The sequence below is a fragment of the Leifsonia sp. NPDC056665 genome (assembly GCF_042791795.1).
GTDB lineage: Bacteria > Actinomycetota > Actinomycetes > Actinomycetales > Microbacteriaceae > Leifsonia.
In genome coordinates this window covers 25,890-40,044 of the sequence record NZ_JBHTXK010000022.1, presented here as the reverse complement: position 1 = coordinate 40,044, position 14,155 = coordinate 25,890, and the positions used below count along the sequence as shown (strand labels likewise).

General features: G+C 72.2%; 15 protein-coding genes. 8 read left to right on the top strand and 7 right to left on the bottom strand.

Going from position 1 to position 14,155, the window contains the following annotated elements:
• Positions 1-11: 11 nt before the first annotated feature.
• From ACFQ9V_RS17190 to ACFQ9V_RS17160, 7 genes are all read left to right on the top strand, one after another.
• On the top strand, positions 12-1,031 hold the full coding sequence (locus ACFQ9V_RS17190; RefSeq protein WP_382460333.1) for a LacI family DNA-binding transcriptional regulator: 1,020 nt from the start codon (positions 12-14) through the stop codon (positions 1,029-1,031).
• Between the two features lie 93 nt (positions 1,032-1,124).
• Entirely contained in the window at positions 1,125-2,318 is a 1,194-nt protein-coding gene (locus ACFQ9V_RS17185; RefSeq protein WP_382460332.1) for a Gfo/Idh/MocA family protein, read from the top strand.
• 82 nt (positions 2,319-2,400) lie between these two features.
• Positions 2,401-3,093 carry a ThuA domain-containing protein gene (locus ACFQ9V_RS17180; RefSeq protein WP_382460331.1) on the top strand — a complete coding sequence of 231 codons (693 nt, stop codon included), beginning with the start codon at positions 2,401-2,403 and terminating at the stop codon, positions 3,091-3,093.
• A complete protein-coding gene (locus ACFQ9V_RS17175) occupies positions 3,078-4,175 on the top strand; it encodes a Gfo/Idh/MocA family protein (RefSeq protein ID WP_382460330.1) in 1,098 nt (365 codons plus the stop codon). The genes ACFQ9V_RS17180 and ACFQ9V_RS17175 overlap by 16 nt, the downstream gene beginning before the upstream one ends.
• 59 nt (positions 4,176-4,234) lie before the next feature.
• Positions 4,235-5,419, top strand: coding sequence for an ROK family protein (locus ACFQ9V_RS17170; protein ID WP_382460329.1), 1,185 nt, complete (start codon positions 4,235-4,237; stop codon positions 5,417-5,419).
• A 274-nt stretch (positions 5,420-5,693) separates the two neighbouring features.
• Entirely contained in the window at positions 5,694-6,923 is a 1,230-nt protein-coding gene (locus ACFQ9V_RS17165; protein WP_382460328.1) for a multidrug effflux MFS transporter, read from the top strand.
• Positions 6,924-6,972: 49 nt separating this feature from the next.
• Positions 6,973-7,662: a phosphatase PAP2 family protein gene (locus ACFQ9V_RS17160; RefSeq protein ID WP_382460327.1), complete on the top strand. Its 690-nt coding sequence runs from the start codon at positions 6,973-6,975 to the stop codon at positions 7,660-7,662.
• Here the strand turns inward: ACFQ9V_RS17160 and ACFQ9V_RS17155 are convergent.
• Positions 7,634-8,503 (bottom strand): aminoglycoside phosphotransferase family protein, encoded by an 870-nt coding sequence (locus ACFQ9V_RS17155; protein WP_382460326.1) that lies wholly within the window; start codon positions 8,501-8,503, stop codon positions 7,634-7,636. The two genes, ACFQ9V_RS17160 and ACFQ9V_RS17155, sit on opposite strands and share 29 nt — an antisense overlap.
• Positions 8,503-9,321: a helix-turn-helix domain-containing protein gene (locus ACFQ9V_RS17150; RefSeq protein ID WP_382460325.1), complete on the bottom strand. Its 819-nt coding sequence runs from the start codon at positions 9,319-9,321 to the stop codon at positions 8,503-8,505. The genes ACFQ9V_RS17155 and ACFQ9V_RS17150 overlap by 1 nt, the downstream gene beginning before the upstream one ends.
• A 17-nt stretch (positions 9,322-9,338) precedes the next feature.
• On the opposite strand from ACFQ9V_RS17150, the gene ACFQ9V_RS17145 reads away from it, so the two are divergent.
• The gene (locus tag ACFQ9V_RS17145; protein ID WP_382460324.1) at positions 9,339-9,947 is read left to right on the top strand and encodes a GNAT family N-acetyltransferase; all 609 of its coding nucleotides are present in this window, start codon (positions 9,339-9,341) and stop codon (positions 9,945-9,947) included.
• Positions 9,948-9,953: 6 nt separating this feature from the next.
• On the opposite strand, the gene ACFQ9V_RS17140 is transcribed toward ACFQ9V_RS17145, so the two are convergent.
• The 5 genes from ACFQ9V_RS17140 to ACFQ9V_RS17120 form a co-directional block, all read right to left on the bottom strand.
• Positions 9,954-10,514 (bottom strand): hypothetical protein, encoded by a 561-nt coding sequence (locus tag ACFQ9V_RS17140; RefSeq protein WP_382460323.1) that lies wholly within the window; start codon positions 10,512-10,514, stop codon positions 9,954-9,956.
• Positions 10,514-10,744, bottom strand: a complete 231-nt coding sequence (locus tag ACFQ9V_RS17135; RefSeq protein ID WP_382460322.1) for a hypothetical protein — start codon at positions 10,742-10,744, stop codon at positions 10,514-10,516. Before ACFQ9V_RS17135 ends, ACFQ9V_RS17140 begins: the two co-directional genes overlap by 1 nt.
• An 81-nt stretch (positions 10,745-10,825) precedes the next feature.
• Positions 10,826-12,331: an alpha-N-arabinofuranosidase gene (locus tag ACFQ9V_RS17130; protein WP_382460321.1), complete on the bottom strand. Its 1,506-nt coding sequence runs from the start codon at positions 12,329-12,331 to the stop codon at positions 10,826-10,828.
• 78 nt (positions 12,332-12,409) lie between these two features.
• A complete protein-coding gene (locus tag ACFQ9V_RS17125) occupies positions 12,410-13,423 on the bottom strand; it encodes a LacI family DNA-binding transcriptional regulator (protein ID WP_382460320.1) in 1,014 nt (337 codons plus the stop codon).
• A 68-nt stretch (positions 13,424-13,491) separates the two neighbouring features.
• Positions 13,492-14,136 (bottom strand): TetR/AcrR family transcriptional regulator, encoded by a 645-nt coding sequence (locus tag ACFQ9V_RS17120; protein WP_382460319.1) that lies wholly within the window; start codon positions 14,134-14,136, stop codon positions 13,492-13,494.
• Between the last annotated feature and the right edge of the window lie 19 nt (positions 14,137-14,155).

The window sequence follows — 14,155 nt, the reverse complement described above, 5'->3', positions numbered from 1 at the left end:
ACAGTGTCTCCATGCCAGAACCGACCGCGCCGAGCCGTCCGACGCTGGAGGCGATCGCGCAGCAGGCGTCCGTGTCGCTGTCCACGGTGTCGAAGGTGCTGAACGGCCGGCCGGGGGTCTCCGCGCCCACCCGCGCGCGCGTCGAGGAGCTGCTGCACCACTCCGGCTACGCGCGGCGGGGCCCTGATCCGGAGCGCGGCGAGCTGGTCGAGCTGGTCGTGACCGACCTGGTGAGCGAGTGGTCGGTGGAGATCATCCGCGGCGTCGAGCGGATCACGCGGGAGGCCGGCTTCGTGCTCGCGCTGTCCGCCCTCGGCGACCATCTCGAGCCGGGGCGCGACTGGATCACCGGCGTGCTCAGCCGGAAGCCGGTCGCGGTGATCCTGCAGTTCTCGAATCTGACGGCCGAGCACCGGCAGCAGTTGCGTACCCGCAACATCCCGTTCGTGGTCGTGGACCCGGCGGGCGACCCGCCGCCGGACGTCCCCGCGATCGGCGCCACCAACTGGGCGGGCGGCGTCGCGGCGACCCGGCACCTGCTCGGGCTCGGCCACACCAGGATCGCGGTCGTCTCCGGGCCGCCCGACCTGACGTGCTCGCGCGCCCGCGTCGCCGGGTTCCAGTCGGCGCTGGCGGAGGCCGGCCTCCAATTCGACCCGCGGCTGGCCGGCGTCGGCGACTTCAGCCGTGCGGACGGGGAGCGCGAGGCGCGCCGACTGCTCGAGAAGGCCGACCGCCCCACCGCGATCGTCTGCGGCAACGACCTCCAGGCGCTCGGGGCGATGGATGCGGCGTTCGCGCTCGGGCTGGACGTGCCGCGGGATGTGTCGATCGTCGGCTTCGACGACGTGCCGCCGGCCTCCTGGGCGCGGCCGGCGCTCACGACGATCCGCCAGCCGCTGCAGGAGATGGCGGAGGAGGCGACGCGCACCGCGCTGCGCCTGCGCGCCGGAGCCGTCGAGAACGCCCGGCTGGAGCTGGCGACTTCGCTCGTCGTGCGCGACTCCACCGCGGCGCCGCCCGTGCGCTGACGCGACGAAAGTTTTCCAAGCTCGGCGAGAAACTTGCGGGTTGAAAATCCCGTCGTTAGCGTCCACCAGGACAACACGCGAAGGAGCGGCACGATGACTTCAGCGGCACGCGAGCTGCGGGTGGCGATGGTCGGCTACGGATTCATGGGCGCGGCCCACTCCCAGGGCTGGCGGGTCGCGCCCCGGTTCTTCGACCTCGCCGCCGAGCCGGTCATGTCCACGATCGTCGGACGCGACCGGGAGCGGGTGGAGGCCGCCCGCGCGAAGTTCGGCTGGCAGCATGCGGAGACCGACTGGCGGCGCGCGGTCGAGGACTCGGACATCGACGTGATCGACATCTGCTCGCCCGGCGCCTCGCACGCCCAGATCGCCATCGCCGCGCTGGAGGCGGGCAAGCACGTGCTCTGCGAGAAGCCTCTCGCCAACACGGTCGCCGAGGCGGAGGCGATGGTCGCCGCCGCCGAGCGCGCGGCCGGGCGCGGCGTCCGCTCGATGGTGGGCTTCAGCTACCGCCGGGTCCCCGCGATCGGCTACGCGCGCCGCCTGGTACAGGAGGGCCGCCTCGGCGCGATCCGCCAGGTGCGCGCCCTCTACTTGCAGGACTGGCTGAGCGACGAGAACGGCCCGATGACCTGGCGGCTCGACAAGGAGGCCGCGGGCTCCGGCTCGCTCGGCGACATCGGCGCCCACGCGATCGACCTGGTCGAGCACCTGACCGGCTCCCGGCTGTCGTCGGTGTCCGGCACGCTCGCCACGTTCGTGGAGGAGCGGCCGCTGCTCGGTGAGACGGTCGGGCTGTCCGGCACGGCCTCCGGCGAGCGCGGCCGGGTGACCGTGGACGACGCCGCCTGGTTCACCGCGCGCCTGGGCGGCGGCGCGGCGGCAGGTGCGATCGGCGCGTTCGAGGCGACCCGCTACGCGACGGGCCGCAAGAACGCGCTGCGGATCGAGCTGAGCGGCTCCCGCGGCGCGATCGCCTTCGACCTGGAGGCGATGAACGAGCTCCAGTTCTACGACGCCACCGCCCCGGCCGGAGAGCAGGGCTTCACCCGGATCATCGTGACCGAGCCGGAGCATCCCTACATGGCCAACTGGTGGCCCACCGGGCACGCGATCGGCTACGAGCACGCCTTCAGCCACCAGATCAAGGACTTCGTCGACGCCGTCACGAGCGGCGAGGACCCCGAGCCGTCCTTCGCCGACGGCCTCCACGTCCAGCGCGTGCTCGACGCTGTCCAGCGCTCCGCCGCCTCCGGCAGCGCCTGGACCCCCACCCTGACCCCCTGACCCCCGCCGAGAAGGCGCAAACTACCCCGAAAAGCGCCGAGTGGGCGGACTATCCGCCTCCTCGGCACCCGGAAGGAACCCCATGACCAGACAAGCTCTCGTCGTCCGCGGCGGCTGGGACGGGCACATGCCCGTCGAGACCACCGACCTCTTCATCCCGTTCCTGGAGGAGAACGGCTTCGCCGTGCGGGTGGAGGAGAGCCCCGCCGTCTATACCGACGACGCGTTCATGGACACGGTCGACCTCGTCCTCCAGATCAACACGATGAGCACCATCGAGCGGGAGGAGTTCGCCGGCCTGCAGCGCGCGATCCTGAACGGCACGGGGATGGGCGGCTGGCACGGCGGCATCGCCGACTCGTACCGGGACAACGCCGACTACCTGCACATGATCGGCGGCCAGTTCGCGCACCACGCGGGCAAGGACCCGGCGGAGCGCACCGGCGAGCAGTCGGACAACTACCTCCCGTACACCGTGAACATCACCGAGTACGGCGCCTCCCACCCGATCACGGAGGGCATCGCGGACTTCGACCTCGAGACCGAGCAGTACTGGGTGCTGAGCGACGAGTACAACGACGTCCTGGCCACGACGACGCAGACCGTGCGGCCGTGGGACGCCTGGAACCGCCCGGTCACCGCGCCCGCGATCTGGACGCGGCAGTGGGGCAAGGGCCGCATCTTCGTCTCCGCCCCCGGCCACCGGCTGGAGATCGTGGAGTCCCGGCCGGTGCGCACGATCATCGAGCGGGGGCTGCTGTGGGCCGCGCGCTGAACGTCGGGGTCGTCGGCATCGGCGTCATCTCGGCGCAGTACTTCGCGGAGTTCCCGAAGCTGCCGAACCTGCGGCTGCGCTCGGTCGCCGACCTCGACCTCGACCGCGCGCGTGCCGTCGCGGCCGGCCAGGGCGTCGAGGCGATGACCGTGGACGAGCTCCTCGCGCATCCCGAGGTGGATGTCGTGCTCAACCTGACCATCCCGCTCGCCCACGCGGACATCGCGTTGCGCGCGCTCGCCGCGGGCAAGCACGTCTACGGCGAGAAGCCGCTCGCTCTCACGACGGCGGAGGCGGCGCCGGTGCTCGCGGACGCGGCCTCGCGCGGACTGCGGGTGGGTTGCGCGCCGGACACGGTGCTCGGCACCGGCATCCAGACCGCGCGCGCCGTGCTCGACGATGGCAGGATCGGCGTGCCGCTCGGCGCCGCCGTGGCGTGGACGGCGCCCGGTCACGAGCTGTGGCATCCGGCGCCCGCGTTCTACTACCAGCCGGGCGGCGGGCCGCTGTTCGACATGGGGCCGTACTACCTGACCTCGCTCGTGACGTTCTTCGGGCCGGTCGTCCGGGTGTCGGGAACGACGCGGCGCTCGGAGCGCGAGCGCCTTGTCGCTACCGGGCCGAACGCGGGAGCCGCGCTGCCGGTGGACGTGGACACGCACGTCACGGCGATCCTGGAGCACGCCTCCGGAGTGGTCTCGACCGTGACCGTCTCGTTCGAGGTGTGGGCCTCCCGCGTCCCGCTGTTCGAGGTCTACGGAACGGCGGGGACCCTCGCTGTGCCCGACCCGAACCACTTCTCCGACCCGGTGTCGGTCGCGACGGCGGACGGCCGCGAGTTCCGGGAGGTGGAGGTCTCGGGCGGTTACGCCGACGCCGGCCGCGGCTACGGCCTCGCCGACCTGGCCCGCGCGATCGAGACCGGCCGGCCGCACCGCGCCTCGGGGGAGCTCGCCTTCCACGTGCTGGAGATCATGGAGGCCGTGCTCGCCGCGGGCGACCGGCACGAGGTCGTCACGCTGACCTCCACGGTCGATCGGCCGGAGGCGGTGCCGCAGGGGGCAGTGCCGGAGACGTGGTGAGGTCCGTGACGTGGTGAGGTCCGCCGCACCCTCGGACCTGTAATACAGTGACCGGGACCATGAACGGCAGGACGACGGCGGGGACGAACCTCGACACGGTGCGGCGGCACAACCTCTCCGCCGTGCTCGGGATGGTGCACCGCGAGGGCCCGCTGGCGCGCTCGGCACTCACCCAGGCGACCGGCCTCAACCGCTCGACCATCGGCGCGCTCGTCGCCGAGCTGGCCGAGTTCGGGCTGGTGCGCGAGCGCGAGCCGGAGACCAGCAACCGGGTCGGGAGGCCGTCCCCGGTCGTCGCCGCCGACGGCCGGGTCGTCGCGCTCGCCGTGAACCCCGAGGTCGACGCGGTCACGGTCGGCATCGTCGGGCTCGACGCGCAGGTGCACCGCCGGGTGCGCTATCCCACCGGGCATGTGCCGACCGCCGCGGAGGCCGCCGCCATCGCCGCCGCCGTGATCGACGGGCTGCGGCCCGAGCTGGCCGCGGCCTCCCGGGTCGTCGGCGTCGGCGTCGCGGTGCCCGGGCTCGTGCGGGAGGAGGACGGCGTCGTCCGGCTCGCCCCGCACCTGGAGTGGGCGGAGGAGCCGTTCGCGGCCGAGCTCGCGGAGGCGACCGGCTATCCCGTCGCCGCGGCGAACGACGCCAGCCTGGGCGCGAACGCCGAACGGCTGTTCGGCGCGGGCCAGGGCGCGGCCGACCTCGTCTACGTCAACGGCGGCGCGTCCGGCATCGGCGCGGGCGTCATCGTCGGCGGGAGGCCGCTCACCGGCATCAGCGGTTACGCCGGCGAGCTCGGCCACACGCTGGTGAACTCGGCGGGCGTGCGCTGCCACTGCGGCGCGATCGGCTGTCTGGAGACCGAGGTCAGCCAGCGCGCGCTGCTGCGGGTGCTCGGGCTGGCCTCCGCCGACCCGGACGAGCTCTCGCGGGCGCTCGTCTCGGCCGTCTCGGCAGGGGACACGGCCGTGCTCGCCGAGGTGGACCGCCAGCTCGGCTTCCTCGCGACCGCGCTGCGCAACGCGACCAATGTCTTCGACCCGGACCGGATCGTGCTCGGCGGGTTCCTGGGTGCGCTGCACGAGCTCGCGCCCGACCGGCTGCCGGAGCTCGTCGCGTCGCAGGCGCTCGCGGCCTCCGCCGAGACCCTCACCATCACCCGCGCCGCCCTCGGCAGCGACATCCTCCTGATCGGCGCCGCCGAACTCGCCTTCACCCCGCTCCTGGCCGCCCCCTCCGCCCCCTGACCCTCCCCCCGGCCCCGACATTCGGCACGAATGTGGCGTCTCGCCGCGCCAAAGTCGACATTCGGCACGAATGTGGGCGGCGTCCCGCGAAATTGGGGGGATGTGCACGTTCACATTTTGGGGCGGGAGGCTGTAAGCTAAGCAGGCGCCCGCGATCGAATCGATTCGAACGGGCGGCTCCCAGCACCGCGACCCCCTCGCGGTGCTGTCGTTTTGCGTCCAGTGCCGGGCGCGTGCCCCCTCCCCACACGCCCTCCAGCAGAAGGACTCTTTCGTGACCACCGTCGTGCATCCCGGCGACTCGCTCACCGGCCGCCAGCGCTTGGCGTACATCCTGATCCTCGGCGCGCTCACCGCGCTCGGGCCGTTCACGATCGACATGTACCTCCCGGCGCTGCCGACGCTGGAGTCCGACTTCCACGTCTCCACCGCGATGATCCAGCTCACGCTCACGGCGACCACGATCGGGTTCGGCCTCGGCCAGCTCCTGGTCGGCCCGTGGTCGGACAAGATCGGCCGACGGATCCCGCTCATCGCGGCGACCGGCGTCCACATCTTCGCGTGCCTCGCCGCGGCGATCGCGCCGAACGTCGAGCTGCTCGGCATCGCCCGCGCGCTGATGGGCATCGGCGCCGCTGCCGGCGGCGTGGTCGCGATGGCGATGGTCCGCGACCTGTTCGGCGGACGCCCGCTCGTGCGGATGCTCAGCCGGCTCGCGCTCGTCAACGGGCTCGCGCCGGTCCTCGCGCCGGTGCTCGGGTCGTGGCTGCTGCTGGTCATGCCGTGGCGCGGCATCTTCGTCGTACTCGCCTGCTACGGCGTGTTCGTGATCGGGTGCGTGTCGCTGTGGATCGCCGAGACCCTCCCGAAGGCGCGCCGGCATGACGCCGGCCACTCGACGGTCGGCCAGCGCTACCGCTCGGTGCTGAGCGACCGGGTCTTCGTCGGCATCGCGATCGTGGGCGCCGCGAACTTCACCGGCCTGTTCTCGTACCTGTCGGCGAGCCCGTTCATCTTCCAGGGCCTCTACTCGTTCACGCCGCAGGAGTACGGCCTCCTGTTCGCGGTCAACTCGATCGGCATCATCATCGGCGTGCAGTCGGCGGCGCGCCTGACCAAGTACGTCGGGCCGCAGTGGATCCTCGCCGTCTCGACCGTCGTGATGTTCCTGGCGTCGGTCGCGATCGTCGTGCTCGACCAGGCCCACGCCGGGCTGTGGGGCGTGGCGATCCCGCTGTGGTTCTTCATCGCGGCCTGCGGTTTCGGCTTCCCGTGCGTGCAGGTGCTCGCGCTGAACAACCACGGCCACGAGGCCGGGACGGCGGCGAGCCTGCTCGGCGCGCTCAACTTCGGCGCGGCGGGCGTGTTCTCGCCGATCGTCGGCCTGCTCGGCACCGGGAGCGCGGGGCCGATGGGCGCGATGATGGCGATCTGCGCTGCGGTGTCCATCGGGTCGCTGTGGCTGATCGTGCGGCCGCGGACGGTGCCGGCGCTCGCGCACTGAAGCGGCCGCGTGCTCACGGGAGGGCAGCGGGCCGCGCTACCGTGATCCCATGACCGCGACGCCGCCCCTCCACACCGCCGCGCGCATCCAGCGCCGCTGGCCGCTGATCTCGGCGTCGGTGGCCATCGGCCTCGTGCTGCTGCTGGGCGGGATCATCGCATTCCGGCCGACCGAGCCCTTCGCCATCGACCTGAAGTGGATGGCCGAGGTGGTCGAGCACCGGTCGCCGGTGTGGACCGTCCCCGCCCTGTTCTTCAACTGGGTCGGCGGCGGGATCGTGGGCTCGGTGGTGATCCCCGTCGTGATCTTCCTGCTGCTGCTGGCGTTCCGGAGGCCGTGGGGCGCCGGCTTCTTCGCGATCGCGAGCGTCGTGTCGGTGATCTGCGTGCAGGTCCTCAAGCTCACGGTCGGCCGGGCGCGCCCGTCGGAGATCCTGGTGGTCGCCGATCCGGGTTCATTCCCGTCCGGGCATACGGCGAACGCGGCGACGATGGCGGTCGTGTTCGGCATCCTGTTCCCGCGCGTCTGGGTGTGGTGCATTGGCGGCGCGTGGGCGATCCTGATGGCGATCAGCCGCACCTACCTCGGCGCGCACTGGCTGAGCGACACGATCGGCGGCCTCCTGCTCGGCGCCGGCGTCGCGGTCATCGTGTGGGCGCCGCTGGCGTACAAGCTGGCGGAGGAGAGCACGCGGCCGCACCCGTTCTTCCTCAGCGCAGCGGGCCGGGCGAAGACGTAGCCGAAAACGCGTCCAGCGCCCGCATCGCGCCGATCCCCATCCCCACCGCGATCCCGGCGTCACCGGCACTGCGCTCCGACCACGCCGCCGAGAGTCCTGCCCAGGCGAGCGCCCAGCGCAGCATCCGCCGCCGCGCGATCCCGGTCTCCGCCGCGATCACCGCCACCGTGCGCTCGAGCCGACCCGGTGCGAGCGCCACGTCCGCTGACGGATTGCAAAGGATGTTCGCGAAGTCGAAGCCCGGATCGCCGTGGACGTGCTTGGGGTCGATCGCGAGCCAGCCGTCGCCTCCGAAGTCGAGCACGTTGCCGTGGTGGAGGTCGCCGTGCAGCACCACGTCGCCCTCCGGAGAGGCGAGCAGCGCCCGTGCCTCGCCCGCGGCCCGGGCGAACATTCCGTCATGGGCATGCGGTTGCTCGGCGGCGTGCTCGAAGAGCTCGGCGAACCATCGCGGGAGGCCGACCAGGCCGGCCGGTCGCGGCCGGTCGGTCACCGTGTGCAGGCGCAGCGCCGCGCGGCAGAGGACGCGGGTCGCCTCGTCGTCCCCGTCCGGGCCGGAGGCCGCCAGCGACTCCAGCGAGCGCGCTCCCGTGGCGCGCGCGAGCACGAGCGCGTCGCCCTCCGCGGCGAGCACCGGCGCGGCGCCGCGGCCGTCCCACCAGCGGAGCACGCGTCCGCCCGCAGCCTCCTCGGGATGCGTCGCCAGCTTGAGGAACGCCGCCCGGCCCTCCAGCAGCACCGGCTGCAGCACGCTCGACGGCGTGGCGAAGGCGGCACCGTCCGGCGTCAGCGCCCAGCGCGCCCGCCACGGCGCGAGCAGGGCGTCGGGATCGCGCTCCATCAGGTCCGCCGGCTCTCGGCCGCGTACGAGCCGGGTGTCACGCCCACCACGGCTTTGAACTCCCGGTTGAAGTGCGCCTGATCCGCGTACCCCAGCTCGGCCGCGAGCCGGGCGAGCGCGGGAGGCTCCGGCTCGCGCAGTGCCGCGGCGGCCTCCTGCAGCCGGTAGCGCTGGATCAGCCATTTCGGCCCGAACCCGATATGCCCGGCGACGAGCCGTTGCAGGCGCCGCATGCCGATCCCGAACCGGCCGGCGAGCTGCTCCACCCGGCGCAGGTCCCGGTCGGACTCGACCGCGGCGACGATCGCGTCGACCAGTCGCGCGTCGTCGTCCGGGGCCGGGAGGTCGCGCAGGGCGGCCTCGACGACCGCGATCGCGCCCTCCGCGTCGTCGTCGGCCAGCCGTTCGCGCACCGCGCCGACCGCGGCGGTCAGCGCCCGGGCTGCGAGCGGTTCAAGCGTCTCCAGCGGGATCACTGCGGGAGCCCCGCGCAGCGAGGCGCCCACCCACTGCCGCGCCACGCCCGGCCGCAGCAGCGCGCCGAACGCCCAGCCGTCGCCGGTCAGCGTCCTTCCGGACAGCCCGCGGGTCGCGCGGTGCAGCGCCGCGGTGTCCGCCTCGATCACGACGTTCGCGGTCGGGTACTCCAGCACCGCCTCGCGCACGCTCGCGCCGCCGGGGAGGGACCACCGCGGCAGCCAGTAGTGCCGCACGAACATGGCCGCCGCCTCACCGGGCGCGCGTCGCTCGATCCGGGCGGGCGCGGCGGGGGTGAGCCGGCCCTTGCTCTGCGGCCCTGCGACGGTGGACGAGGTCACGCTGCCATACTTTCACGGTGACTTCGATCCGACCGTACCGTCCGGCCGACCGTGCGGACGTCTACGACATCTGCGTCAGGACGGGGGCGAGCGGCGCGGATGCCCGCGGGCTGTACTCGAGCGACGACCTCCTGCCCGACGTCTTCGCCGGGCCCTATGTGGAGTACCAGCCCGACCTCGCGTTCGTGGTCGACACCGGCGACCGGGTCGCGGGCTATGTGATCGCGGTGGCGGACAGCCACGCGTTCGCCGACTGGTACGACGAGAACTGGCTGCCCGGGTTCCGTGAGCGCTACCCGGTGGAGGCGGCGCCCTCCGCGAAGGAGCGGGAGGCGATCGGGTTCGGGCTCGACCAGCACGAGGCGATCGTCCCGGAGGCCGACCGCTACCCCGCGCACCTGCACATCGACCTGCTTCCCGAGCTGCAGGGCCGGGGCTTCGGACGCCGGCTCATCCGGGAGCTCCTGGCCGCGCTGAGCGATCGCGGCGTGCCCGGTGTGTTCCTCCGGCTGTCGCCCGCGAACACCGGCGCGATGGCGTTCTACCGCCGGCTCGGCTTCGAGGAGCTGCCCTCCAGCCGCTCCGACGCGCCTGCGCTGGCGATCGCGACGGACGCGGACGTCTGACACGGCCTAACGGAACCGCGGCATCCGCTCGAACCAGTACAGCAGCTCGGGCGACCGGCGCCGGAGCTGGGTCATGGTCAGGAAGTCCTCCGGCCGCGTCACCGGCACGTCGAACTCCTCGGCGACCAGCTCCATGTCGTCCACCGACCAGAACTGTCCGCGCATCCGGATGAGCACCCGGCCGTCGTGCCCGGTGATGAAGAGCTGGGGGAGCGTGTCGAGCGTGCTGCCGTCGTAGAGGCGCACCATCAGGATGGAGCCGACGTCGACGGACCGCACGAACCGGGTCCGGCCGAAGAAGCCGCGCTCCCGGACGCCGTCCGGCTGGATCGTGATGGTCGCGCTGAGGAACGCGTACACGCCGAGGATCGTCCCCAGGACGACCAGCACGTGGGCGACCAGGACGAACTTCCACTCGCCGTCCGGGATGGTGAGCCAGTACAGCACGGCGAACACCGGCGTGGTCAGCGCGAGCACGGCCGTGAGCCCGCGCGCGAACAGATCGCGACGCGGGCGAAGTACGGTCCCCTTCGACACGTTCGTGTCGACCCCCTGATGGTTGCTCATCAGGTCGAGCTTGACGGATTCCCGGGGTCGTTTGTAGCGGCATTTTGGGGGACACGGCGCTCGACCTCGGCGAGGTGCTTGAGGCGCAGCGAACGCACCCGGAAGGCCGACAGGATGGTCGCCAGCACACCCACCGCGAACAGGATCACCGTGGCCGGATCGTGCATCGAGCGGCCGATCAGCAGGGTCACCGCAGCGAGCGCCACAGTGGCGCAGAGCTGCGAGAGCATTTTGCCGGTCATCGTATATATCTAACATGCACTCCGGCGCCCCGCCAACTCACGTGCCCCTCGATGAAGTTGGGAAGGCGGTCAGTGGAGCGCGATGGCGGTCCAGGAGACCGGGGGCAGCTGCACGGTCAGCACGCCGTCCGCGAGCGTCGCCGTGGCGTTCGTGCGCAGCCCGACGCGCTCGGGCTCGGCCAGCGTGTTCTTCGCGTACACGTCGTCGTCGAACAGGCTCAGCGCCTCCCGCACCGCGGTCGCGCCCAGGTCGCGAACGTCGATCGTGACCGTCTCCGTCTCGGTGACGCTTCGGTTGACCAGGAACACCGCCGACGCGCCGGTCGCCGCGTCGTGCGTCGCGACCGCGTCCACGACGTCCGCCGCGCCGTGCACCGCGGTCTCGTAGCTGCCGGTGCGGACGGCCGGGCGCAGCACCTCGCCGCGCGCGAGCCTGCTGGTGACGGAGAACGGGAAGAACGTGGTCTGCCGCCAGGCCGCGCCGCCGGGCTCGGTCATGATCGGCGCGATCACGTTGACGAGCTGGGCGAGGGAGGCGCTGCGCACCCGGTCGTGGTTCTTCAGCAGGGTGATCAGGAGGTTGCCGACGACCACCGCGTCGGCGACCGAGTAGACGTCCTCGAGCTGGCGCGGGGCGACGCGCCACTCGTCGTTGACCTCCTCGGAGGCCTGGTGCTCGTCGAGGTACCAGACGTTCCACTCGTCGAACGAGATGGCGATCCGCTTGGCGCTCTTGCGCTTGCTGCCGACGTGGTCCGCCGCCGCGACGACCGTGTCGATGAAGTACTGCATGTCCACCGAGGAGGCCAGGAACGACCCGAGGTCGCCGCGGCGCTCCTGGTAGTAGGCGTGCGCGGAGATGAAGTCGACGTGGTCGTAGGCGTGCTCCAGGACCGTCCGCTCCCAGTCGCCGAAGGTCGGCATCCCGGAGCCGGACGACCCGCAGGCGACGAGTTCGAGGTGCCGGTCGGCCGCCTTCATCGCCTGGGCGGTGCGGGCGGCGAGCTTGCTGTAGTCGTCGGCGGTCATGTAGCCGGTCTGCCAGGGGCCGTCCATCTCGTTGCCGAGGCACCACATCCGGATGCCGTGCGGCTCGACCGTGCCGTTGGCGATCCGCTGGTCGCTGAGGGCCGTGCCGGACGGGTGGTTGGCGTACTCCAGGAGGTCGAGCGCCTCCTCGATCCCGCGGGTGCCGAGGTTGACCGCGAGCATCAGTTCGGAGCCGGTCAGCTTCAGCCAGCGCGAGAACTCGTCCAGGCCGACCTGGTTGGTCTCCAGGGAGTGCCAGGCGAGGTCGCGGCGCACCGGGCGCTGCTCGCGCGGGCCGACGCTGTCCTCCCAGCGGAAGCCGGAGACGAAGTTGCCGCCGGGGTAGCGGATGGTGGTCGCGCCGAGCTCCTTCACCAGCTCGACCACGTCGAGGCGGAAGCCGTCCTCGTTCGCGGTCGGGTGCCCCGGCTCGTAGATGCCGTCGTAGACGCAGCGGCCGAGGTGCTCGACGAACGATCCGAAGATGCGCCGATCGATCGTGGCGACGTGGGCGGAGCGGTCGAGGGTGATGGTGGTCTCAGGCATCGCGGCTTCCTCTTCATGCGTATTACAACGTTGTACAGACATGATCGCGGTCGAATGTGACCGTGTCAAACGGAGGCCTCAGAGGGCGGTGGACTCGCGGGGGACGAGGCGGTAGGGGACGAGGACGCGCTCCGGTGCGAACGGCGCGGGGCCGCCCTCGATGCGGCGCACGAGCAGGTCGACCGCGGTGCGGGCGATCTCGGCGCGGCCCGGGTCGATCGTGGAGAGCGTCGGCATCGAGTACTGCGTCTCGTCGAGGTCGTCGAAGCCGATCATGGCCACGTCCTCCGGCACACGGAGGCCGGCCTCCTGCAGTGCGCGCAGCGCGCCGAGCGCGATCGCGTCGTTGAACGCCACGACCGCATCGAACCGGACGCCGCCGGCCAGGAGGTCGCGCATCGCCTCCGCCGCGTTGCGCCGGAGCCAGGAGCCGACGGGCACGATCAGCTCCTCGTCGGAGGGGAGTCCCGCGGCCTCCAAGGCCTCCCGGTAGCCCTCCAGGCGCAGGGCGGCGGACCCGATGACCTCCCCCGGATGCGCGCCGAGGGCCACCACGCGGCGCCGGCCGAGCCCGAGGACGTGCTCGGTGGCGGCGCGGGCGCCCTCGCTGTTGCGCATCGTGATGTGGTCGCGCGGCCCGGTGAAGATGCGCTCGCCGAGCAGCACGACCGGGAGCGGCATCGCCGCGATGACGTCCCCGTCGTCCTGGTCGAGGGCGAGGACGCTGTAGAGCACGCCGTCGACGAGCTGGGGCCGGGGCCGCCGCAGAGCGGCGATCTCGTGCTCCCTGTCGTCGCCGAACTGCTCGATGAGCACCGAGAGCCCGTGCTCGGCGGCCGCCCGCATGACGGCGTCGGCGAGTTCGGCGAAGTACGCGTTCCGGAGGTCGGGGATCATGAGGGCGATGACGTTGGTGCGCCCCGACCGCAGGCTCCGCGCTGAGAGGTTCGGCGTGTACCCGAGTGCGGCGATCGCGTCGTTCACTCGGCGCCGGGTCTCGTCCCGCACGTAGGGATGGTCGTTGACGACGTTCGACACGGTCTTGATCGACACCCCGGCCAGCTGGGCGACGTCGTGCAAGGTCACGGCCACGCGCGCTCCCGTCTGTTGCCGGTCGGCACGACCTTACAACGTTGCACGGGCGCAGCGCGCCGCGCCGCTCAGGCCTCCCGCACGTACGTGGTCAGCCCCGGCCCCGGCCGCAGCACCCCGTTCACGATCGCCTCGATGGCGAACTCGCTGGCCCCCGCGAGGTCGACCGACGTCGGGTCGAGCAGCCACTGCAGCTGGAGGCCGTCCATCACGGCGAGGATGGACGCCGCGGCCTGGTCGATCGTGTCCGGGTCGGTCACGCCCTCCTGTGCGCAAAGCGCGCGGAACGCGGCGTCGATCTCGGCCCGGAGGTTGCGGTACCGCTCCTGGAAGTAGGCCGTCGCAGGGTGCCCCTCGGTGACCGACTCCGCGGACAGCACGGTGAAGACCTGGACGATTCCCGGCCGCTGCGCGTTGCGCTGCGCGGTGCCGACGAGGTGGGCGAAAAGCGCTGGGCCACCGGGAATGTGCTGGTCCGCGAGGTGGGCGACGTCGTCCCTGTCGCGGAACTCCAGCACCTCCAGGAGCAGGTTGTTCTTGGACCCGAAGTGGTGCAGGACGCCGGCGTGCGTCATCCCGACCTGGTCGGCGATATCCGCGAGCGTTCCGTTCGTGGAACCCTTGGCGCCGAACGTCTCGATCGCTGCGCGCAGGATGTCGATGCGCTTCTGCTCGGTCTCCGGACGCGTTCCGGTGCTGCTGCCGATGGCCATTTCCGTCGCTCCTGCCGTG